A 20,829-nucleotide genomic window follows, 5' to 3' on the forward strand; every position below is an offset into this window, starting at 1 on the left:
CGCCGTCACATCTCCAGGGTATCGACACGTCAAATCTGTCGACAGGCTGTTTTTCGTCAGCATTTCGCCCAAAAAAGCCACGTATCATCAAGGAATACCCACAATGAAAATATGGCATAGAAGATGCATAGTGACGGCGCGATAGCGCAAACGCGCCCATTGAATAACTGGAGCAAGACCGATGAAAAAAGTCGTCACGGTTTGCCCGTATTGCGCATCAGGTTGCAAAATCAACCTGGTGGTCGATAACGGCAAAATCGTTCGGGCTGAAGCGGCGCAGGGGAAAACCAACCAGGGAACCCTGTGCCTGAAGGGCTATTATGGCTGGGACTTTATTAACGATACCCAGATCCTGACGCCGCGCCTGAAAACCCCCATGATCCGTCGTCAACGCGGCGGCAAGCTGGAAGCTGTCTCCTGGGATGAGGCGCTGGATTACGTCGCCACTCGCCTCAGCGCCATTAAAGCCAAATATGGCCCGGATGCGATCCAAACCACCGGCTCCTCCCGCGGTACCGGTAATGAAACCAACTATGTGATGCAAAAATTCGCGCGCGCCGTTATTGGTACCAATAACGTCGACTGCTGCGCTCGCGTCTGACACGGCCCTTCGGTTGCAGGTCTGCACCAGTCGGTCGGTAATGGCGCCATGAGTAATGCCATCACGGAGATTGATAACACCGATCTGGTGTTTATCTTCGGTTACAACCCGGCGGATTCCCACCCTATCGTGGCGAATCACGTCATTAACGCTAAACGCAACGGGGCGAAAATTATCGTCTGCGACCCGCGCAAAATTGAAACCGCGCGCATCGCCGATATGCACATTGCGCTGAAGAACGGCTCGAATATCGCGCTGCTCAACGCCATTGGCCACGTGATTATTGAAGAGGATCTGTACGATAAATCCTTCGTCGCCAGCCGTTCCGAAGGCTTCGAGGAGTATCGCAAAATCGTTGAAGGCTATACGCCGGAGTCGGTGGAGGAGATCACCGGGGTCAGCGCCCAGGAGATCCGCGCCTGCGCCCGGATGTACGCCAGCGCCAAATCCGCCGCCATTCTGTGGGGCATGGGCGTGACCCAGTTCTACCAGGGCGTGGAGACCGTACGTTCGCTGACCAGCCTGGCGATCCTCACCGGCAACCTCGGCAAACCGAGCGTCGGCGTCAACCCGGTGCGCGGCCAGAACAACGTCCAGGGCGCCTGCGATATGGGGGCGCTGCCGGATACCTATCCGGGCTATCAGTACGTTAAGTTCCCGGAAAACCGCGAGAAGTTCGCCAAAGCCTGGGGCGTCGACAGCCTGCCGGCACATACCGGCTATCGCATCAGCGAGCTGCCGCACCGCGCGGCGCACGGCGAAGTGCGGGCGGCGTACATTATGGGTGAAGATCCGCTGCAGACCGATGCCGAACTCTCGGCGGTGCGCAAAGCGTTCGACGATCTGGAGCTGGTTATCGTCCAGGACATTTTCATGACCAAAACCGCCTCCGCGGCCGACGTCATCCTGCCGTCCACCTCGTGGGGCGAGCACGAAGGCGTGTACACCGCAGCGGATCGCGGCTTCCAGCGCTTCTTTAAAGCGGTAGAGCCGAAGTGGGACCTGAAAACCGACTGGCAGATCATCAGCGAAATCGCCACCCGGATGGGTTATCCGATGCACTATAACAACACCCAGGAGATCTGGGACGAGTTGCGGCATCTGTGCCCGGACTTCTACGGCGCCACCTACGAGAAAATGGGTGAGCTTGGCTACGTCATGTGGCCGTGCCGCGATGAGTCCGACGCCGATCAGGGGACGTCGTATCTGTTTAAAGAGAAGTTCGATACCCCGAACGGGCTGGCGCAGTTCTTCACCTGCGACTGGGTCGCGCCGATCGATAAGCTCACCGACGAGTACCCGATGGTGCTGTCGACGGTGCGCGAAGTCGGCCACTACTCGTGCCGTTCAATGACCGGTAACTGCGCGGCGCTGGCGGCGCTGGCGGATGAGCCTGGCTATGCGCAGATCAACACCGCCGACGCCGAACGGTTAGGCATTGAGGATGAAGCGCTGGTGTGGGTGAATTCGCGCAAGGGTCGGATCATCACCCGCGCGCAGGTCAGCGACCGGCCGAACAAAGGGGCGGTGTATATGACCTACCAGTGGTGGATTGGCGCCTGTAACGAGCTGGTGTCGGAGAACCTGAGCCCGATAACCAAAACGCCGGAGTACAAGTACTGCGCGGTCAACGTTGAGCGGATTGCCGATCAGCGCGCGGCGGAACAGTACGTGATCGACGAGTACAATAAGCTGAAATCCCGCCTGCGCGAAAGCGCGATGGGTTAAGGTTCGGCGGCCTGATCCGGCTCGCGCGATGCGTAGGCCGGATCTGGCGCAGCCGCCACCCGGCATACAAGCGGCGCCGTGCCCGCGTACCTGCGGTAGGTAGAGAGAATCCGCTCTACCTACCGATCCCTGTCATTTTCTTCTTTTTCGCCTCCCTTTATACTGCGCGCTATGTTCCTTGCTGATAATAAATACAAATGAAATACCTCTTTTTATTTTTACTGGTCATTACCAGCGGCGCAGCGGTGGCCACCGAACCGGGTAGCCGGTATCAACAGCAGGCGGAAGCCGGCGATCGACGCGCGCAATATTACCTTGCGGATACCTGGGTTAGCTCCGGCGATTATCAGAAAGCCGAATTCTGGGCACAGAAAGCAGCGGCGCAGGGCGATGGCGACGCGCTGGCCCTGCTGGCGCAGCTAAAAATTCGCAATCCGCAGCAGGCGGACTATCCGCAGGCTCGCCAGCTGGCGGAAAAAGCCGTCGAGGCCGGCAGTAAATCCGGGGAGATCGTCCTCGCGCGAGTGCTGGTGAACCGTCAGGCCGGCCCCACCAACGTGGCGCACGCCATCACGCTTCTGCAGGATGCCGCCCGGGACAGCGAAAGCGATGCGGCGGTAGACGCCCAGATGCTGCTGGGGCTGATCTACGCCAGCGGCGTGCACGGCCCGGAAGATGATGTGAAAGCGAGCGCCTACTTTAAAGGCAGCTCGGCGCTCTCGCGGACCGGCTATGCCGAATACTGGGCCGGGATGATGTTCCAGCAGGGAGAGAAAGGCTTTATCGAACCGAATAAGCAGAAGGCGCTGCACTGGCTTAACGTCAGTTGCCTGGAGGGGTTTGATACCGGCTGCGAAGAGTTTGACAGGATCAGTAAAGGATAAGAAAAAGCCCGGCGCCCGCGCCGGGCTTTGTGTTTTATTGCGCGGTTTTATCAAACTTGCCCAGCACTTCGCGTTCATACGCCAGCGCTTTTTTGCGGTCGAACTTATGCTCCCACTTGGCGATAACCAGCACCGCCAGCGCATTGCCCACCACGTTCAGCGCGGTACGCGCCATGTCGAGGATACGGTCGACGCCGGCGATAAAGGCAAGGCCCTCCAGCGGGATCCCGACGCTGCCCAGGGTGGCCAGCAGCACCACAAAAGAGACGCCCGGCACGCCGGCGATCCCTTTCGAGGTCACCATCAGGGTCAGTACCAGGGTGATCTCCTGCCAGATGGAGAGGTCGATGCCGTACAGCTGGGCGATAAAGATCGCCGCGATGCTCTGATACAGCGTTGAGCCATCGAGGTTAAAGGAGTAGCCGGTCGGCACCACGAAGCTGGTGATCGACGCCGGCGCGCCATAGGCTTCCATTTTCTCGATAATACGCGGCAGCACGCTCTCGGAGCTGGCGGTGGAGTAAGCCAGAATCAGCTCATCTTTCAGGATGCGGATCAGGATCCAGATGCTCAGGCCGCACAGGCGGGCGACAATCCCCAGCACCACCAGCGCGAAAAACAGGATCGCGAAGTAAACCAGCAGCACCAGCTTGGCCAGCGGCCACAGCGAGGCGAAACCAAAGGTGGCGACGGTCACTGAAATCAGGGCGAACACCCCGATCGGCGCATAGCGCATCACCATATGGGTGACTTTGAACATGGTTTCGGAGATGGAGCGGAAGACCGTCACCAGCGGCTCACGGTGCGTCGCCGGCAGCGAGGAGAGCCCCAGACCAAACAGCACCGAGAAGAAAATAATCGGCAGCATATCGCCTTTCGCCATCGACGCCACGATGTTGGTCGGCACCAGCGACAGGATGGTGCCCATCAGGCCATGCGCATGGCTCTGCACCTCAGCGGTGGTGTTCTGGTATTTCGAAATATCAACCGCCGCCAGCTGCGACATATCAATGCCCGTTCCCGGCTGGAAGACGTTGGCCAGGGTGATACCCAGCACGATCGCCACCGTGGTGATCACTTCGAAATAGATAATGGTTTTGGCGCCGATCCGGCCTAACTGTTTGGCATCGCCCACGCCGGCAATCCCGACCACCAGGGTCGAAATAACAATCGGGACTACGATCATTTTAATCAGATGGATAAAGATATCGCCCGCCGGCGTCAGCAAATTGCTAATCAACCAATCGCGACTTTCGGCGTGGTAATGCAGATAACTGCCCAAAAGGATACCCAGCACCAGGGCTAGCAAAATTTGCCAGGCCAGACTGACTTTTTTTGTTTTCTTCACTACTGACTTCCTCAATGAAAGGCACCATTCCTTTTCGTCATGGTACCCACTGCAGGGGGTATGAATTGTGTTGCGTTGCTTTGTGGGGTTATTTAACGCGCAATATCAGTATCATTTGCACGGCATGCTGCGCAAGCCTTTAAGAATAGGGCTTTCTTCTGGTTTTCTGCATAAAGTCACGAATTTTCCCCAGTTACAATGCATAAGTATTTGTAATAAAAAATATTTCACATCTTCCGTTTCTATAAATTCATTTACGCAATTATTTCACTTCAAAGTTTCATTTGACGAAATTTCACTCAGTTGAATCATTGCGTGATCTGCCCCCCAATTAACAAACAAAGCTGCCAAAACCCCTACTATTAACGTTTGTTTGACATATATTTAACAAGTTCAAAGGAGAAAAAAAGCCATGAGCCAAATACACAAACACCCTATTCCCGCTAACATTGCGGAACGTTGCCTGATTAACCCGGATCAGTACAAGGCGCAGTATCAACAATCCATAACCGACCCTGATACATTCTGGGGCGAGCAGGGCAAAATCCTTGACTGGATGCGCCCCTACACCCGCGTGAAGAATACCTCCTTTGCGCCGGGTAACATTTCCATCAAATGGTATGAAGACGGCACCCTGAACCTCGCCGCCAACTGCCTCGACCGCCATCTCGCCGAGCGCGGCGATCAAACCGCCATCATCTGGGAAGGCGACGACGCCAGCCAGAGCAAGCACATCACCTACCGTGAACTGCATGCGGACGTCTGCCGCTTCGCCAATGTGCTGCTCGGCCTCGGGATTAAAAAAGGCGACGTGGTCGCCATCTATATGCCGATGGTGCCGGAAGCCGCGGTGGCGATGCTGGCCTGCGCCCGCATCGGCGCCATCCACTCGGTGATTTTCGGTGGCTTCTCGCCGGAGGCGGTGGCCGGACGCATTATCGACTCCAGCTCGCGCCTGGTGATCACCGCGGATGAAGGGCTGCGCGCCGGTCGCGCCATCCCGCTGAAGAAAAACGTCGATGACGCGCTGAAAAACCCGAACGTCAACAGCATTGAACACGTCGTGGTCCTGAAACGTACCGGCGGTAAAATCGACTGGCAGGAAGGCCGCGATCTGTGGTGGAGCGATCTGATGGCGAACGCCAGCGCCGAACACCGCCCCGTCGAGATGAACGCCGAAGATCCGCTGTTCATCCTCTATACCTCTGGCTCCACCGGTAAACCGAAAGGGGTGTTGCACACCACCGGCGGCTATCTGGTCTACGCGGCCACCACCTTTAAATACGTTTTCGATTACCACCCGGGCGATATTTACTGGTGCACCGCCGATGTCGGCTGGGTCACCGGCCACAGCTATCTGCTGTACGGCCCGCTGGCCTGCGGCGCCACCACTCTGATGTTCGAAGGGGTGCCGAACTGGCCAACCCCGGCGCGTATGTGCCAGGTCGTCGATAAGCATAAGGTCAGCATTCTGTATACCGCTCCGACGGCGATCCGTGCCCTGATGGCGGAAGGCGACAAGGCTATCGAAGGCACGGACCGCTCCTCACTGCGCATTCTCGGCTCGGTCGGCGAACCCATTAACCCGGAAGCCTGGGAGTGGTACTGGAAGAAGATCGGTAACGAGAAGTGCCCGGTGATGGACACCTGGTGGCAGACCGAAACCGGCGGCTTTATGATCACCCCGCTGCCGGGGGCGATTGAGCTGAAGGCTGGCTCCGCTACCCGCCCGTTCTTCGGCGTTCAGCCGGTGCTGGTGGATAACGAAGGGCTGCCGCTGGATGGCGCCACCGAGGGCAATCTTGCCATCGCCGACTCCTGGCCCGGCCAGGCGCGTACCCTGTTCGGGGATCATGAGCGCTTTGAGCAAACCTACTTCTCCACCTTCAAAAATATGTACTTTAGCGGCGACGGCGCGCGCCGAGATGAAGATGGCTATTACTGGATCACCGGCCGCGTGGATGACGTTCTGAACGTCTCCGGCCACCGTCTGGGTACTGCCGAGATCGAATCGGCGCTGGTGTCGCACCCGAAAATCGCCGAAGCGGCAGTGGTCGGTATTCCGCACAACATCAAGGGCCAGGCTATCTACGCCTACGTGACGCTCAATCACGGTGAAGAACCGACGCCGGAGCTGTATGCGGAAGTGCGTAACTGGGTGCGTAAAGAGATTGGCCCGCTGGCGACGCCGGATGTTCTGCACTGGACCGATTCGCTGCCAAAAACCCGCTCGGGCAAAATCATGCGCCGCATTCTGCGCAAGATCGCCGCGGGCGACACCAGCAACCTCGGCGATACCTCGACTCTCGCCGATCCTGGCGTAGTGGAAAAACTGCTCGAAGAGAAGCAGGCCATTACCATGCCTTCTTAAGTAAGGACCGATTCCCTACACCCTCTCCCCCACCGGGGAGAGGATAAAAATAAGTCCCTCCCCCAGGATTTCACTCGCAGGAACGCCGTCAGCGAACCGTATCCCGGCCTTTAACGCCGGAGGGGTTGCTGTCGCCAGCGTCCGCTGCGTGGATGACGAAAGGGAGACCTCTGGAGACGCTAAGATGAATGAACAACTTTGTCAGCGGATAGAAAATAGTGCGCATTTCAGGGAGCTGGTGGCATCACGGCAACGGTTTGCCGCCATTCTGTCAGTGATTATGTTAGTGATCTATGTGGGCTTTATTCTGCTTATCGCCTTCGCGCCAGGCTGGCTCGGCACGCCGCTGCACGCCGGGACCAGCGTCACCCGCGGGATCCCGCTGGGCATCGGGGTGATCGTCATTTCGTTTGTTCTCACCGGTATTTATGTCTGGCGGGCCAACGGTGAATTTGACCGTTTGACCAAGAGCGTTCTCAACGAGGTAAAAGCATGATCAAGAGAGTCCTGACGGCGCTCGCCGCCACGCTGCTGCCCCTCGGCGTTCAGGCCGCAGACGCCATTACCGGCGCGGTACAGCGCCAGCCGACCAACTGGCAGGCGATTGTCATGTTCCTGATTTTCGTCGCCCTGACCCTGTACATCACTTACTGGGCGTCAAAACGGGTGCGTTCGCGCAGCGATTACTACACCGCCGGCGGCAATATCACCGGTTTCCAGAACGGGCTGGCGATTGCCGGCGACTTTATGTCGGCAGCGTCGTTCCTTGGTATCTCCGCGCTGGTGTATACCTCCGGTTACGACGGTCTGATCTACTCGCTGGGCTTCCTTGTCGGCTGGCCGATTATCCTGTTTCTGATTGCCGAACGTCTGCGCAACCTTGGCCGCTACACCTTTGCCGACGTGGCGTCCTATCGTCTCAAACAGGGACCGATCCGCACCCTCTCCGCCTGCGGCTCGCTGGTGGTGGTGGCCCTCTATCTGATCGCCCAAATGGTCGGCGCCGGCAAGCTGATCCAGCTGCTGTTCGGCCTTAACTATCACGTTGCGGTGGTGCTGGTGGGCGTCCTGATGGTGCTCTATGTCCTGTTCGGCGGCATGCTGGCGACCACCTGGGTGCAGATTATCAAAGCGGTTCTGCTGCTGTTCGGCGCCAGCTTTATGGCCTTTATGGTGATGAAGCACGTCGGCTTCAGCTTCAATAATCTGTTTACCGAAGCGATGGCCGTCCACCCGAAAGGCGCGGCGATTATGAGCCCAGGCGGGCTGGTGAAAGATCCGATATCCGCGCTCTCCCTTGGCCTCGGTCTGATGTTTGGTACCGCCGGCCTGCCGCATATCCTGATGCGTTTCTTTACCGTGAGCGACGCCAAAGAAGCGCGTAAAAGCGTGTTCTACGCCACCGGTTTTATGGGCTACTTCTATATTCTGACCTTTATCATCGGCTTCGGCGCCATCATGCTGGTCGGCGCGAACCCAGTGTTCAAAGACGCGGCCGGGCAGCTTATCGGCGGCAATAATATGGCGGCGGTGCATCTGGCGGATGCGGTGGGCGGCAACCTGTTCCTCGGCTTTATCTCCGCGGTCGCCTTCGCCACCATTCTGGCGGTGGTCGCTGGCTTGACGCTGGCGGGCGCCTCGGCGGTGTCGCACGACCTGTACGCCAACGTCTTCCGTAAAGGGGCGACCGAGCGTCAGGAGCTGAAGGTCTCCAAAATTACGGTGCTGATCCTCGGCGTGGTGGCCATTCTGCTGGGCATCCTGTTCGAAAATCAGAATATCGCTTTCATGGTCGGCCTGGCGTTCTCTATTGCCGCCAGCTGTAATTTCCCGATCATTCTGCTGTCGATGTACTGGTCGAAGCTGACCACCCGCGGGGCGATGATCGGCGGCTGGCTGGGTCTGCTGACGGCGGTGATTCTGATGATCCTCGGCCCGACCATTTGGGTGCAGATCCTCGGTCATGAGAAAGCGCTGTTCCCGTATGAATACCCGGCGCTGTTCTCCATCGCTATCGCGTTCATCGGTATCTGGCTCTTCTCCGCGACCGATAACTCACCGGAAGGAATGCGCGAGCGCGAGCAGTTCCGCGCCCAGTTCATTCGTTCACAAACCGGGATTGGTATCGAACGCGGCCAGGCGCATTAATCTTCTCCCCCTTCCCCGGCATCGTCCGGGGAAGGGGCTTATTCTGCCCCCGTCAGTTGTAGGTGAAGGTGATCACCCCTGCTGCGTTTGCTGAACCTGCTGTCACTATATTTCCCGTCTTATAATAGTTTGTGGAAAAAGCGAGCGACTGCTGAGCGGCTGCCCCGCCAGGACTGTCGGGATGGGTGAAATAGCTATAGCTGGCATCTGCGCCGTCGTTCGTTACCGTCGTACGGCTCGAGGTATAGAGGCTGATGTCGGTATTCAGCGGCAGCGCTTCGCCATCCAGATTCAACTGGACCCCCACCCCGGTGGCAACATTCTCTTCTGCCGTTAAGGCCATTACGGTGTTATCAGGATTATTCCCACTCGCTTCCGCCGCCACCACCCGCATCGAAACATTGGTTCCCGGCTCGCAAAAGAGATTCATGGACTGCCGCGCTGATCCTACCTTCGTCGCGCTATTAAACTCGCCGGTATTGATGCTGCCCATGGCAAAACTAAGATTATTGCTACTGACATCGCACCCCATCGGGATCATCTGGATGCTGGTGGTTCCGCTGATATGCAGTTGGGAAATCGCTACCGAGCCTGACTTATCCTTTGCCGATACCGTCGCCACCGGGTCGTTAAAGGATAATGTACTATTGCTGGCAATCGCGCCGCCAGTCGCTACCAGCTGCAGCTGATACGCCGGGGTGTAATGTGTGGAAGCGTAGAAATCTAAAAAGCCATTAGGCTCACCGAGTTTAAAGTTGGCATCGCCGATATAATGCACCTGCGAGTCGGGAGTGAAATCATTTGTATCGTTCTCATATTCACCACTGATATTAAGCCACACTTTAACGCGTATCCCGATCCCCTGCACCGAGGTGGTATAGATGTTATCGCCGACCAACGCCCCGGCATTGCTCGAAGACCAGGCAAACACCGCGTAAATTTGCCCTTGGCAATTGAGCATAAACGTTTGCGCGTGATTCATTTTCCCGGAATCGTACAGCACCGTACCCGCGGTATAATTTCCGGCGTTGATCAGTATTTTTTCCGGCAGGTTAGTCATCGAGATATCGCCATAATTTTTCCCCTCACATAACGCCCAGCTGTAGGAGGGGATCAGCACCACAATGAAAAATAAAATAAGCTTTTTCATAAACTTCCCTGTCGAAATCATTATTTATAAGCCACATCAAACGTGGCGGTAAAACCGACAATGCCGGGACTCACCTGGCCATAAGGTGAGTACATCCGTGCCGCCATGGTGAACGTGTGGATGTCCGCTTCGCTATCAAAGGTGAAGAGATACTGGTTACCGGGGCCCAGCGGCTGCTGGTCGGCCATGCTGAGCAGTTGCAAACCTACGCCGCTGGCCCCGCTATTGCCTGTCATATAGCTTTTATAGATCGAAGCATGGGCTTCATCGAAACCGGACCCACTGAATGTGATCGTTACTGCCGACGCATAGGCGGAACAGTTGGAAAAGAGCAGCTTAACCGGCACGCTGGCGCTGCTCGATCCCGCTTTTCCGGAGAACGTCTGATAAGGAACGGTGCCTAAATCAATACGATTCGACGGCTCCACGGCCACCTCACAGGAGGGCGCTTCGATCGTGCCCGTAACCTTAAAATTGACCGTGCTGTTGCTCTCGTAAGCCAACCCGGGAGCGGAGAGCAGTAAAAGGCTAGCCAGTACACAGCCCCCTGCTCCGCAGTCTTTAATGCTCATATCAGCCCTTTTTTCCTGTTGCGAACGTGCGGCCATTATCGGCAGATGGCCTGATAAAACTGAATATTGTCGCTCAGCGTGGTGCTGGAGAAATCATAATGAGCGGTGCACTGCTCACTGCTTTTGTCCCCCCAGCGTGCTAGCAGCTGGCCTTTTTTCTGCAACCCCGTCAGGTAAACCTGCCCCTCATCGCCAACGATATTGCTGCGCGAGACGCTGGTGTTAGGCCGGGCGTTATCGAGGGTCACCAGCGCGCCGAAGGGCACCACCCCGCTGCGGGTGCGCAGTGTGAGCATCGCCTTATAGCCAATTCGCGTGTCATACTGCACTTTGACGATCGCGTTGCGCGTCGGTACCACCGTTCTGGCAACGTTATCCACTTCAGCGCCGGGGATTTCCTGTTCATCCAGCGCCAGGCTATTACGATGGTATGGACGGACGTAGGGCACCACGGCATATCCGGTGGCATCCGTCGTCACGTTTGTCTGGCCGCGCACCGTCACATCGCTGACGCCGGGGGTCTCGACCAGCGCCGAACTCTCCCCCAGAAAGCGTGACAGCGTGAGCCCCCCTGAATGGGCGACCATGCCGCCGCGCAGCGAATAGTTGTAGTGATTGCTGTAGCGGTCGTAGCCATAGCCGCCCGCCACGTCGCCTTTTGCCCCCTGGTAGTTGACGCTGAGGTTGCCGGAAGTGCTCTTATCCTGGGTGTTGTACCCTTCCAGCACGCTCCAGTTCAGGGAGCGATCCTCGAACGCTGAACCGTTAAGTCCCACGCTGTGCGTGGTGTCGTTATGGCGGCCATGGTTCATGGTGTAATTCGCGGAGAGTGAGTCTCCCAGCGGAATGCTTAACGTCAGGGAGACGACCGTATCGCTGGCCGGCCGGTTATGACCGCTGTCATCGGTGTTCTGCACGTTGCGGTTATAGGAATAGTTAATAAAGTAGGAGGCTTTGCCGATTGCTCCGCTATAGCCCACCCCGACCGACGCCATGCGCGAGTTGTCCCAGTAGGTTTCATTGATCAGCGACAGCGAAAGTGAGCCATAGCCAAACAGCGTCTGTGACACCGAGGCGTCAAAACGGCCTTTCGTTCTGCCGTTGCTGGTACAGCAGTCATACTGAGTGGAAGCGTTATCGATAAAATCCTGAAACGAATAGTATCCCGCGGTGGAGTAGCGATAACCGGCCACGGAAAAGTTGGTCCCGGTCTGGAGAAAACTTTTGCTAAAGCGGACGCGATAAGATTGCCCCTGTTCTTTACTGGTCGATGTGGCCGCGGCGTTGGCGTTGACATCAGCCCATGACTGAGAACCATCAAATGAGAGGGCGCCGATAGTCCCAAGATTAAAACCGGCGCCTAACAGCAAGTTGGTGTATTTATCTTCCGCCTGCTGAAAGCCGCTATAAAGAGTAACGTTGCTGGTCACGCCATAAACCAGAGAGGACTGAATAAAGTTATATTCTTTATCGTCGGAGCTACCTGAGCGCGTTCTGCCACTGCTCAGCGCATAGTCCAGCTGGCCCTCGCGCTGCAGGATCGCCAGCGAGGCGAATGGCACCACAAAGTTTTGCTCGCTGCCGTCAGACTCTTTAATGCTGACGTACAGATCGCCGGCGCTGCCGGTGGCGTAAAGATCTTTTATTTCAAAGGCGCCGGGTGCAACGGTGGTTTTATAAATGCTATAGCCATTCTGATAGACCGAGACCTCAGCGGTGGTACGCGCAATACCCTTGATCGTCGGCGCAAACCCGTGAAGGCTATCCGGCAGCATCTCTTTATCTGAGCTGAGCTGTAGGCCGGTAAAGCTCATGCTGTCGAAGATGCCGGACGACGTATAGGTGTTGCCCACCACCAGTTGACTGCGCAGGGTTTGGATATCGCGGGTGATATAGGAGTATACCGACTCCCAGCGACTGCTATTGTCGCTGTGGCTATAGGTGCTGTAGTTGCGCAGGCGCCACGGCCCCAGGTTCACGCCAGGCTGCAGGCTGATAAACTGGCTGTCGATAGTCGCGCCGTTATGTCGCGGGGTATTGCGCTGCCCGGAAATGCTGTAGTTGAGAATACCGGCGTTAATCCCCTGCTGCCACTGGCTCTCCGGTACATAGTCCCTGGGGCGGTTCAGCATGGCGGCTTGTGGGACGGTAAAATCTATCCGCTGTTGGGCAAGTGAAACCGTAAACGTCACGCCCGGGATCGCCGACAGCTGAGCACAGGTTTCTCCTGCCTCGAACAGCTTCGGATAGGCGGCGGTATTGATGAGCCATGAATGAAGAAACTCCGTAGAAAGACAGGGAGTCACCGTTGCGTTTGCACCAGCGTCAGGGTTATTTACCTGAAACAGGAGCGATTCAGAACCGACATACTTATCATTGATGAAAACATCCAGGTAATAAGTACCAGGCGGTACGCCATCTTGCGAAAAATAAGACAGATCAACTGAAGTCGCACTATTAGCGGTGACTTCGAGTAGGTTTGGGTTGAAATATTCGCCGGCCTCAGCGCAAGTAGGTAGGGTACTCAGGCACAGAAAAATAGCGACGCAGAGACTTTTAGTTGGAAATAGCGGCTCAATGCTACTGAATAAGAGCGGTATATTTCTTCCCTGACATACCATAATCATTAATCACGCTCCATGTGATTTCTTTTTTTCCTGCCGAGGACAGGTTACTCCTGACGGGTATTTTTAAAGTCGAAAACGGGGCTGCAAACCATGCACCAGAAATATTTTTACCGTTAACACTAACCTGCGAGAAATTCATATACACTGGTGAACTATTTTTTACCGTTAGGGACGTCCCTTCTTTACCCCATTGTAATTTGTCGGCATAGCTTTCTGGTGTATTACCTTTTAACGCGGCAGGCCGGTAAATTAATTTTATTTTCGAGTTGATAGCAAACTGCACGACATTTTTATCAGGAATATATTCCGTCGCCGGGATCCCTTTAATATTTAGCCAAAACATGGATTCGCGGTCGTCTGGTAACATCTTTCCTGAACGGACAATACGCACAAATCCTTTTTCTCTGGCTTTAAGACGAAATAGCGGTGGTGTAATAATAAATGCATCTTTTGCTGGTGAAGCAGCATCAACCACAGAGAGCCAGGACTGCACGATATTGCTGTTCTGATCTTTATTCTCAACGCTAATAACGGCGTTATTCTTCGTACCATCAAAGACAAGGCGCGTACCGCCAACCACCACGCTGGCTTGCGCGATAGAAGACGACAGCACTAAACCAACCACAAAAAAAGGATATCTCATACGCTTAAATAAGGGGAATAACAGACGATCCCCCTTTCTCCCTTCAATAAAATGCAGAATTAATGATAGGTCACGTTATAAGTTACCGTTGTCTGAACGGCACCCTTTGTCGGTTCACCAGAGCCCGATTTCACCATCTTAACGGTGAACGGAATCGTTGCGGCACCGGAGGAGATATCGACATCGGAACCTTCTTCGTTATTTTTCATCAGGCTACCGGCTTCGTCATACAGCGCCACAGCGACGCCCGTTGCTGCGTCTTCCGTAGCCTGGTTTTTAAAGTAATCGCTATTCGCGGTATCGGAAACCCCGCCGAAAGTCACGCGGGCGGAGTTATTTCCCCCCTCTTCCACCGTCGGGCAATCCGCTAAGCTAAAGGAGAAATTTTTGGCTGCGCCGAAGGTATACGCTTTCAGGTCCGCCACCGAGGTGGTACCCATATCAATGGCAGTCACACCGCCATCGATGGTCGCCGTACAGGTAGTATCTGAAACAATGCCATTAAAGGTAATGGTGTTATCAGCCTGGGCAACGGTAGACAGCGCGCTGCAGGCAGAGAAAATCAGGGCACCTGCCAGAAATTTTTTACTCATCTTCATATTTATTCCCATATCCATTATAAACGACAATCAGTCCGTCAATTGCTTTATGCAGCGATATTAGAGAATGAAATTCAATCAGCGCGGCGTCATGCCGGCATTTTCATGCTATCGGCTTGATGACAGGCACTATTATGCAGAAATAAACGACCCACTATGAATCCATTCAATAATACAAGCTCGCGTAAAAAGAATAACTAACACATGGTAAAAATTCAATTATCAACAGATATGCTATTTTTTAAACAACGCGTATTAAAAGATTAGCGGCGCGACATAAAAAACCTTAAAAATCACTTGGATAAGCAGTTATATAATTCGTGAAAATAATAAAAACACTGAATTATATTTAGATTGCAATTAAATAATCGACGCCAGTGAAATATTTTCTTACAAATTCAGGAGAAACATAAGAATCGACTTAATCTTTTATGATGAGTAATAACAGGTATAAACAAAAACAGGGGAAAATAGTCCACAACTATTCTCCCCCTCAATATTTCATAATATCCGGTTACGGGACCATGTTAAAACAGCAGCCAGCGCACGACCGGCGCAGCCAGCACGACGACCACACCTGAGAGCATCATCACCAGGCTGGCCACTACGCCCTCCTGCTGGCCCAGCTCATAGGAGCGCGCGGTTCCGGCACCGTGGGAGGCCGCCCCGAACCCGGCCCCTTTCGCCATCCCTTCCCGGATAGCAAGACGTAAAAACAGCATGTCCCCCACCGCCATACCAAAGACGCCGGTGATCACCACAAACAGCGCCACCAGATCGGGTTGACCGCCGAGCGGTTTCGCCGCCGCCAGGGCAAAAGGCGTGGTCACCGAACGCACCGCCAGGCTACGCTGTATTTCGTCAGACAACATCAATCCGCGCGCCAGCCACACGGAACTGGTCACCGCTACCACCACCGCCGTCACCACCCCTGCGCTGAGAGACATCCAGTGGCGTTTGATCACCGCGATATTTTCATAGACCGGGACGGCAAAGGCGATGGTCGCCGGGCCCAGCAGCCAGAGCAGCCAGTGGGTCTCTCCCATATAGCTCTGATAAGAGATATGGCCTGCCACCAGGATCAGCACCAGCAGGATCGGCGTAAATACCAGCGGCATCAACGGCAGTTTATGAAAACGGCGATACAGTTTTTTATTAGCGTAATAGAGGCCCAGCGTCGCCGCCAGACACAGGATACTTAGCGTGGTATCGCTCATTTTTTTATCCTGTTCACTTCGTAACGATAAACCTTGTCAACGACCCAGGCCGTAGCGCCGAGCACCATCAGCGTGCTTAACGCAATGACCAGGAAAATACGCCATCCGTCGACCATCAACAGCTGGGCATAATTGACCACCGCCACCACCGCCGGGACGAAAAACAGCAGCATCTCCGCCAACAGCCAGCGGGCGCCGGCGCGAACCCAGTTGAGGGGGATCACCCGGCAAACGATCATCAACAGGAGCATCACCATGCCCACTAAGTTGGCCGGCAAGGGTACCTGCCACCTGTTCACCAGATATTGTGCGAAGATGAATAACCCGACGTAGAGCAGCACCTGTATCGGGATCTGAAGTCGCTGCGCCACAGCAGGGGCAACGCGAGCTGGCGCGAAGGCCATGAGCGATAGTCCTGAAAAAAGAAGTCAGGCATGCAGTATAGAGAGCCGCCGACGCGGACAGAAATGAATTAAAATCATCGCAGGTATAGTCTCAGGGAATAATTATGGATATCCGAACGCTGCGCTATTTCGTTGAAGTGGTTCGTCAGCAGAGTTTTACTCGCGCGGCGGAAAAGCTGTTTGTCACGCAGCCCACCATCAGCAAGATGCTTAAAAATCTCGAAGATGAACTGAACTGCACGCTGTTGATCCGCGACGGCCGCAAACTGCTGCTTACCGATACCGGGCGCGTGGTTTTTGAACGCGGCCAGGCGATCCTCGGCGAGTTCAGCCAGCTGGAGTCAGAGCTGAGCGATATCAATCACCTGCATAAGGGGGTGCTGCGTCTTGGCATTCCGCCGATGGTCGGGATGCTGATGGCGGAGCCGATCAGCCGTTTCCGCCAGCGCTACCCGGGCGTCGAGCTGAAAATCGCCGAGTTTGGCGGCCTGACGGTCCAGCAGGCGGTCAGCAATGGTGAACTTGATATGGCGATGACCGCCCTGCCGATCGAAGAGGGTAGCAGCCTCACCACCCTGCCGTTGTTCAACCACCCACTGTGCGTCCTGACGCCCAGGACCGCGGCGTGGGAAGGCAAAACGTCGCTCTCGCCGGCGGAGCTGGCGGCGCATCCGCTGGTTATCTACAACGAGGAATTTGCCCTCAGCCAGCAGCTGATGCGCCTGTTTAGCGAGCACGACGTGAAGCCGCGGATCGCCGTGCGCAGCGGCCAGTGGGACTTTCTCGCCGCCATGGTGCAGGCCGGCATTGGCGTGGCGATCCTGCCGGAGCCGATTTGCCAGCGTCTCGACCCGCAGAATTTTTGCTGGATCCCATTGCAAAGCGAGCTGCGCTGGGAGCTGGGGATGATTTGGCGGGAAGGCGTGTATATGTCGCGTAGCGCTGAGGCCTGGCTGGCGTGCAGTAAAGCGTTCTGGCTGGAATAACGCCTGGCGGCGCCAGGCTGGTGCGCATCGGGTGGATACCGCGGAGGTTGTCGGCCCGGTAAGGCGTCAGCTGCCCGCGGGCACACGTGCGTTACGAGAGATCACCCGGCGGCGCTACGCCACCGGGTCTGACGATCACTGATCTTCGATCAACAGCGCTTCCAGCAGGTCGAGGTCGTGCAGCAGCTTCTGCAGCGTCTCGTTACTGATCTGCCGGGTGGCGCGCAGATGGTACAGCTCACCGCGCTCAGAGCGCAGCGCCGCCAGGCGGAAGCGCCGCTCCAGGCTCTCTTCGAGCATCGAGGTTTCCACATCGTTACGACCATCGGCGCGGCGGCGCAGGTTACCGATCACCCGCGAACTGACTTCGGTCAGCAGCTGGTTATCGATATTCTCTTTAGTATCCGCCGCCAGCCGCTCTTCCATCTTCTGGATCGCCACAATCGCCACGTCCGCCGTCGCCGCGCGCGCCAGACGCTCCTCTTTCCGCTGCTGCACATTATCGCTCGATTCAATGTGGCGCAGCAGGATCGGCAGCGCAATCACCCCAACGAACAACGAGAACAGGATCACCCCGGCGGCGAGGAAAATCAGCTCATAGCGCGCCGGAAAGACATTCCCGTCCGGCAGTAGCAGCGGAATAGAGAGCACACCGGCGAGGGTAATCGCCCCGCGCACCCCGGCAACGGAGGAGATCAGCAGCTCGCGCGTGGTCCAGGAGCCAAACTCCATCGGTTTCTTCTTCAGGAAGCGCTGGCTAAGCTTACGCATCGACCACAGCCAGCCAAAACGCACCAGCATCAGCGCGGCATAGATCAGGATGATGTCGGTAAACAGCATCCAGGTCTCGACATTGGGGTCGGCTTCCGCCGCCACCAGCGAGCTGGAGAGGATATCCGGCAGCTGCAGGCCCAACAGCAGAAACACCATGCCGTTAAAGACAAACTCCAGCATCGCCCAGGTGCTGTTGGCGCGCAGGCGCATCGCCAGCGGCGCGGTACGCATCACGCCGGAACGGGTGATGGTCATCCCTGCCGCCACCGCCGCCAGAATGCCGGAGACGCCGATATGTTCGGCAATCAGATAGGAGGCAAACGGCAGCAGGAACAGCAGGACGATCTGCGTGGCGGGCTCGTCACCGCCCCAGCGGCTGAGGAAGCGCATCGAGCGGCCATACGACCAGCTCACCACAAACCCGGCCAGCACGCCGCCAATCGCCACTTTCAGAAACTCGACGGTGGCGCCGCCGACGGTAAAGACCATGGTGCCCATCGCCACCGCGACGGCAAACTTGAGCGAGACCAGGCCGGAGGCGTCGTTCATCAGCGCCTCACCCTGCAAAATACCCATGATTTTTTTCGGTATCCGCCCTTCCCCGACGATACCCGAAAGCGCCACGGCATCGGTCGGCGACAGCACGGCCGCCAGCGCGAACGCCGGGATCAGCGGAATGCCCGGCACAATCCAGTAGATCAGAAAGCCGATGCCGACCACCGTCACGACCACCAGCGCCAGCGCCAGGCCGAGGATCTCGCGCCCGTGCTCAATGAATTCGCGAGTTGGCGTTTTCCAGCCGTCGGCGAACAACAGCGGCGGGATAAACAGGACCAGAAACAGCTCTGGATCAAATTCAACATGCAAACCAAAGGTCGGCCACGCCAGAAGCGCGCCAATGGCGATTTGCATCAGTGGGAGTGGAACCTGAAAGGGCAGTACGCGCGTCACTACCCCGGAGAGTGAGACCACAAGGGTCATGATGAGGATGGTAAAGAATATTTCCATGTGTTCCCTGTTTGCTGCGTTTTCTTTTATACCTGTGAGGCGTCTTGCCTTTGAATCATACGCTACCCAGATTAACGCAAATGGAAACAGGATGTGGCTTAAAAATAAAACGGGCGGCCTGAGCCGCCCGTGAGGAGCACAAAGGGTTTAAATCGCCCACCCGCCGGCGTAGAACACCACCAGCGCCACCGCGATAATCACCGTGCCGAGGTTCAGCTTACGCCACTCGCCGGAGACCAGACGGCCGATCACCAGGGTCGCGAAACCGATCATGATGCCGGTCACGATGTTGCAGGTCAGCACGATAAACACCGCGGTGATCAGGCCAGCCATGGCGTCAACGAAGTCATTGAAATCGATCTTCGCCACGTTGCTCAGCATCAGCAGGCCGACGTACATCAGCGCCGGCGCGGTCGCGTAGGCCGGCACCAGATAAGAGAGCGGAGAGAGGAACAGGATCAGCAGGAACAGGACCCCTACCGTCACCGCGGTCAGGCCGGTTTTACCGCCGGCTGCCGTACCCGCCGCCGATTCGATATACACCGCCGCCGGCGCCGCCCCGACTAAGCCAGAGAAGACGCTGCTCAGGGAGTCGGTGGTCAGCGCTTTACCGCCGTTGATGATCTGTCCGTCTTTGTCCAGCAGGTTCGCCTGACCGGCCACCGCGCGGATGGTGCCGGTGGCGTCAAAGACCGCCGTCATCACCAGGGCCAGTACGCTGGGCAGCACGACCGGATTCAGCGCGCCGACGATATCCAGACTGCCAATCAGCGAGTTGCCCTGGTCATCGCTCAGGGATGGCATGGCGAAAATCCCGGAGAAATGGACGTTAGGATCGAAAATCAGGCCGACAATCGACACGCCGATAATGGTCAGCAGAATACCGCCCGGTACCTTCATTTTTTCCAGACCGATGATCACCGCGAGGCCAATCAGCGACATTACCACCGGGAAGCTGTCAAAGTTCCCCAACGCCACCGGCAGACCGTCCAGCGGGTTTTTGATCACCAGGCCAACGCCATTGGCGGCAATCAGCAGCAGGAACAGACCGATCCCGATCCCGGTACCGTGGGCCACGCCCTGCGGCAGGTTGCGCAAGATCCAGCTGCGGATGCCGGTTGCCGAGATCACCGTAAACAGGACGCCCATCAGGAATACCGCGCCGAGCGCCACCGGAATACTGATGTGCTGCCCCAGCACCAGGCTGAAGGCGGTGAAAGCGGTCAACGAGATAGCGCAGCCGATGGCCATCGGCAGGTTTGCCCATAATCCCATCGCCAGCGAGCCAACGCCCGCCACCAGACAGGTAGAAACAAACACCGCGGCCGGCGGGAAGCCCGCTTTTCCGAGCATGCCCGGCACCACGATGACGGAGTACACCATTGCCAGAAAGGTAGTAAGACCTGCAACAATCTCCTGACGCACGGTGCTACCGCGCGCCGAAATTTTAAACCAGGCGTCTAATGAACCGCCGGTACGCGCTGAAGGCGTAGACATAGAAAACTTCCCCTGAAAATTTTTATTGTTCGTTGATATGCGTGGTGGACCTTCCACTGCCAGTTAAACGCGATCTCCTTGTACCGAATCGCAGCGCCAGGGGGGCCGCAAAAAAGCAAACGTTTAACTCCGCGCATACACTACGGTGTGTCAACCTTATCAACTCCCCCCGGCTAGCAGAAAAAAGAGGGAGTAAAACAGAAAGGCAAACGATTATCCGGCCTTTAGATAACCCTTTTCAACCGATGTTTATCGTATTTCGCTAAATTTCG

16 protein-coding genes and 1 pseudogene are annotated in these 20,829 nt (G+C 56.3%); 6 read left to right on the forward strand and 11 right to left on the reverse strand.

Going from position 1 to position 20,829, the window contains the following annotated elements:
• The first annotated feature begins 181 nt into the window (after positions 1 to 181).
• Positions 182 to 2,329 (forward strand): formate dehydrogenase subunit alpha, encoded by a 2,148-nt coding sequence (gene fdhF / locus K5R89_RS13570; RefSeq protein ID WP_077598907.1) that lies wholly within the window; start codon positions 182 to 184, stop codon positions 2,327 to 2,329.
• A 197-nt stretch (positions 2,330 to 2,526) separates the two neighbouring features.
• Complete coding sequence (locus K5R89_RS13575; RefSeq protein ID WP_110237806.1) at positions 2,527 to 3,213, forward strand: tetratricopeptide repeat protein; 687 nt, start codon at positions 2,527 to 2,529, stop codon at positions 3,211 to 3,213.
• 34 nt (positions 3,214 to 3,247) lie between these two features.
• Here K5R89_RS13575 and gltP read toward each other — a convergent pair whose 3' ends face one another.
• Both gltP and K5R89_RS13585 read right to left on the reverse strand, forming a co-directional pair.
• The gene (gltP, locus tag K5R89_RS13580; RefSeq protein WP_004206354.1) at positions 3,248 to 4,561 is read right to left on the reverse strand and encodes a glutamate/aspartate:proton symporter GltP; all 1,314 of its coding nucleotides are present in this window, start codon (positions 4,559 to 4,561) and stop codon (positions 3,248 to 3,250) included.
• Between the two features lie 111 nt (positions 4,562 to 4,672).
• Positions 4,673 to 4,873 (reverse strand): annotated as a pseudogene (locus K5R89_RS13585) (hypothetical protein).
• A gap of 100 nt (positions 4,874 to 4,973) precedes the next feature.
• Between K5R89_RS13585 and acs the strand changes: the two are divergent.
• The 3 genes from acs (at position 4,974) to actP (ending at position 9,080) form a co-directional block, all read left to right on the forward strand.
• Positions 4,974 to 6,932 carry an acetate--CoA ligase gene (acs, locus tag K5R89_RS13590; RefSeq protein WP_004206352.1) on the forward strand — a complete coding sequence of 653 codons (1,959 nt, stop codon included), beginning with the start codon at positions 4,974 to 4,976 and terminating at the stop codon, positions 6,930 to 6,932.
• A 184-nt stretch (positions 6,933 to 7,116) separates the two neighbouring features.
• On the forward strand, positions 7,117 to 7,428 hold the full coding sequence (locus tag K5R89_RS13595) for a DUF485 domain-containing protein (protein ID WP_004206350.1): 312 nt from the start codon (positions 7,117 to 7,119) through the stop codon (positions 7,426 to 7,428).
• Complete coding sequence (gene actP, locus K5R89_RS13600) at positions 7,428 to 9,080, forward strand: cation/acetate symporter ActP (RefSeq protein WP_032429245.1); 1,653 nt, start codon at positions 7,428 to 7,430, stop codon at positions 9,078 to 9,080. Before K5R89_RS13595 ends, actP begins: the two co-directional genes overlap by 1 nt.
• A gap of 52 nt (positions 9,081 to 9,132) precedes the next feature.
• On the opposite strand, the gene K5R89_RS13605 is transcribed toward actP, so the two are convergent.
• The 7 genes from K5R89_RS13605 to K5R89_RS13635 all read right to left on the reverse strand — a co-directional run bounded on the left by K5R89_RS13605 (position 9,133) and on the right by K5R89_RS13635 (position 16,292).
• The gene (locus K5R89_RS13605) at positions 9,133 to 10,230 is read right to left on the reverse strand and encodes a type 1 fimbrial protein (protein ID WP_049013113.1); all 1,098 of its coding nucleotides are present in this window, start codon (positions 10,228 to 10,230) and stop codon (positions 9,133 to 9,135) included.
• Positions 10,231 to 10,250: 20 nt separating this feature from the next.
• Entirely contained in the window at positions 10,251 to 10,802 is a 552-nt protein-coding gene (locus tag K5R89_RS13610; protein ID WP_048336460.1) for a fimbrial protein, read from the reverse strand.
• Positions 10,803 to 10,837: 35 nt separating this feature from the next.
• Complete coding sequence (locus tag K5R89_RS13615) at positions 10,838 to 13,429, reverse strand: fimbria/pilus outer membrane usher protein (protein WP_049013111.1); 2,592 nt, start codon at positions 13,427 to 13,429, stop codon at positions 10,838 to 10,840.
• Complete coding sequence (locus K5R89_RS13620; protein ID WP_087826871.1) at positions 13,383 to 14,072, reverse strand: fimbrial assembly chaperone; 690 nt, start codon at positions 14,070 to 14,072, stop codon at positions 13,383 to 13,385. The genes K5R89_RS13615 and K5R89_RS13620 overlap by 47 nt, the downstream gene beginning before the upstream one ends.
• Positions 14,073 to 14,131: 59 nt before the next feature.
• The gene (locus tag K5R89_RS13625; RefSeq protein ID WP_072096590.1) at positions 14,132 to 14,689 is read right to left on the reverse strand and encodes a fimbrial protein; all 558 of its coding nucleotides are present in this window, start codon (positions 14,687 to 14,689) and stop codon (positions 14,132 to 14,134) included.
• 509 nt (positions 14,690 to 15,198) lie between these two features.
• The gene (locus K5R89_RS13630) at positions 15,199 to 15,888 is read right to left on the reverse strand and encodes an LrgB family protein (RefSeq protein ID WP_044525144.1); all 690 of its coding nucleotides are present in this window, start codon (positions 15,886 to 15,888) and stop codon (positions 15,199 to 15,201) included.
• A complete protein-coding gene (locus tag K5R89_RS13635; RefSeq protein ID WP_004206336.1) occupies positions 15,885 to 16,292 on the reverse strand; it encodes a CidA/LrgA family protein in 408 nt (135 codons plus the stop codon). Before K5R89_RS13635 ends, K5R89_RS13630 begins: the two co-directional genes overlap by 4 nt.
• A 104-nt stretch (positions 16,293 to 16,396) precedes the next feature.
• Between K5R89_RS13635 and K5R89_RS13640 the strand changes: the two genes are divergently transcribed.
• Positions 16,397 to 17,278, forward strand: coding sequence for a LysR family transcriptional regulator (locus tag K5R89_RS13640; protein ID WP_017900105.1), 882 nt, complete (start codon positions 16,397 to 16,399; stop codon positions 17,276 to 17,278).
• A gap of 135 nt (positions 17,279 to 17,413) precedes the next feature.
• On the opposite strand, the gene K5R89_RS13645 is transcribed toward K5R89_RS13640, so the two are convergent.
• A complete protein-coding gene (locus K5R89_RS13645; protein WP_004206334.1) occupies positions 17,414 to 19,060 on the reverse strand; it encodes a Na+/H+ antiporter in 1,647 nt (548 codons plus the stop codon).
• A gap of 147 nt (positions 19,061 to 19,207) precedes the next feature.
• Positions 19,208 to 20,557, reverse strand: coding sequence for an NCS2 family permease (locus K5R89_RS13650; RefSeq protein WP_004206333.1), 1,350 nt, complete (start codon positions 20,555 to 20,557; stop codon positions 19,208 to 19,210).
• Positions 20,558 to 20,829: the final 272 nt, after the last annotated feature.

Source organism: Klebsiella sp. TF21-TM (assembly GCF_019753495.1).
Classification (GTDB): domain Bacteria; phylum Pseudomonadota; class Gammaproteobacteria; order Enterobacterales; family Enterobacteriaceae; genus Klebsiella; species Klebsiella quasipneumoniae.

Coding starts and splice junctions, on each gene's coding strand:
- K5R89_RS13645 (WP_004206334.1), bottom strand. CDS start 19,060: ATGGAAATATTCTTTACCATCCTCATCATGACCCTTGTGGTCTCACTC.
- K5R89_RS13610 (WP_048336460.1), bottom strand. CDS start 10,802: ATGAGCATTAAAGACTGCGGAGCAGGGGGCTGTGTACTGGCTAGCCTT.
- K5R89_RS13605 (WP_049013113.1), bottom strand. CDS start 10,230: ATGAAAAAGCTTATTTTATTTTTCATTGTGGTGCTGATCCCCTCCTAC.
- K5R89_RS13625 (WP_072096590.1), bottom strand. CDS start 14,689: ATGGATATGGGAATAAATATGAAGATGAGTAAAAAATTTCTGGCAGGT.
- K5R89_RS13595 (WP_004206350.1), top strand. CDS start 7,117: ATGAATGAACAACTTTGTCAGCGGATAGAAAATAGTGCGCATTTCAGG.
- K5R89_RS13640 (WP_017900105.1), top strand. CDS start 16,397: ATGGATATCCGAACGCTGCGCTATTTCGTTGAAGTGGTTCGTCAGCAG.
- K5R89_RS13615 (WP_049013111.1), bottom strand. CDS start 13,429: ATGATTATGGTATGTCAGGGAAGAAATATACCGCTCTTATTCAGTAGC.
- K5R89_RS13575 (WP_110237806.1), top strand. CDS start 2,527: ATGAAATACCTCTTTTTATTTTTACTGGTCATTACCAGCGGCGCAGCG.
- K5R89_RS13630 (WP_044525144.1), bottom strand. CDS start 15,888: ATGAGCGATACCACGCTAAGTATCCTGTGTCTGGCGGCGACGCTGGGC.
- K5R89_RS13635 (WP_004206336.1), bottom strand. CDS start 16,292: ATGGCCTTCGCGCCAGCTCGCGTTGCCCCTGCTGTGGCGCAGCGACTT.
- K5R89_RS13620 (WP_087826871.1), bottom strand. CDS start 14,072: ATGAGATATCCTTTTTTTGTGGTTGGTTTAGTGCTGTCGTCTTCTATC.
- K5R89_RS13650 (WP_004206333.1), bottom strand. CDS start 20,557: ATGTCTACGCCTTCAGCGCGTACCGGCGGTTCATTAGACGCCTGGTTT.
- acs (WP_004206352.1), top strand. CDS start 4,974: ATGAGCCAAATACACAAACACCCTATTCCCGCTAACATTGCGGAACGT.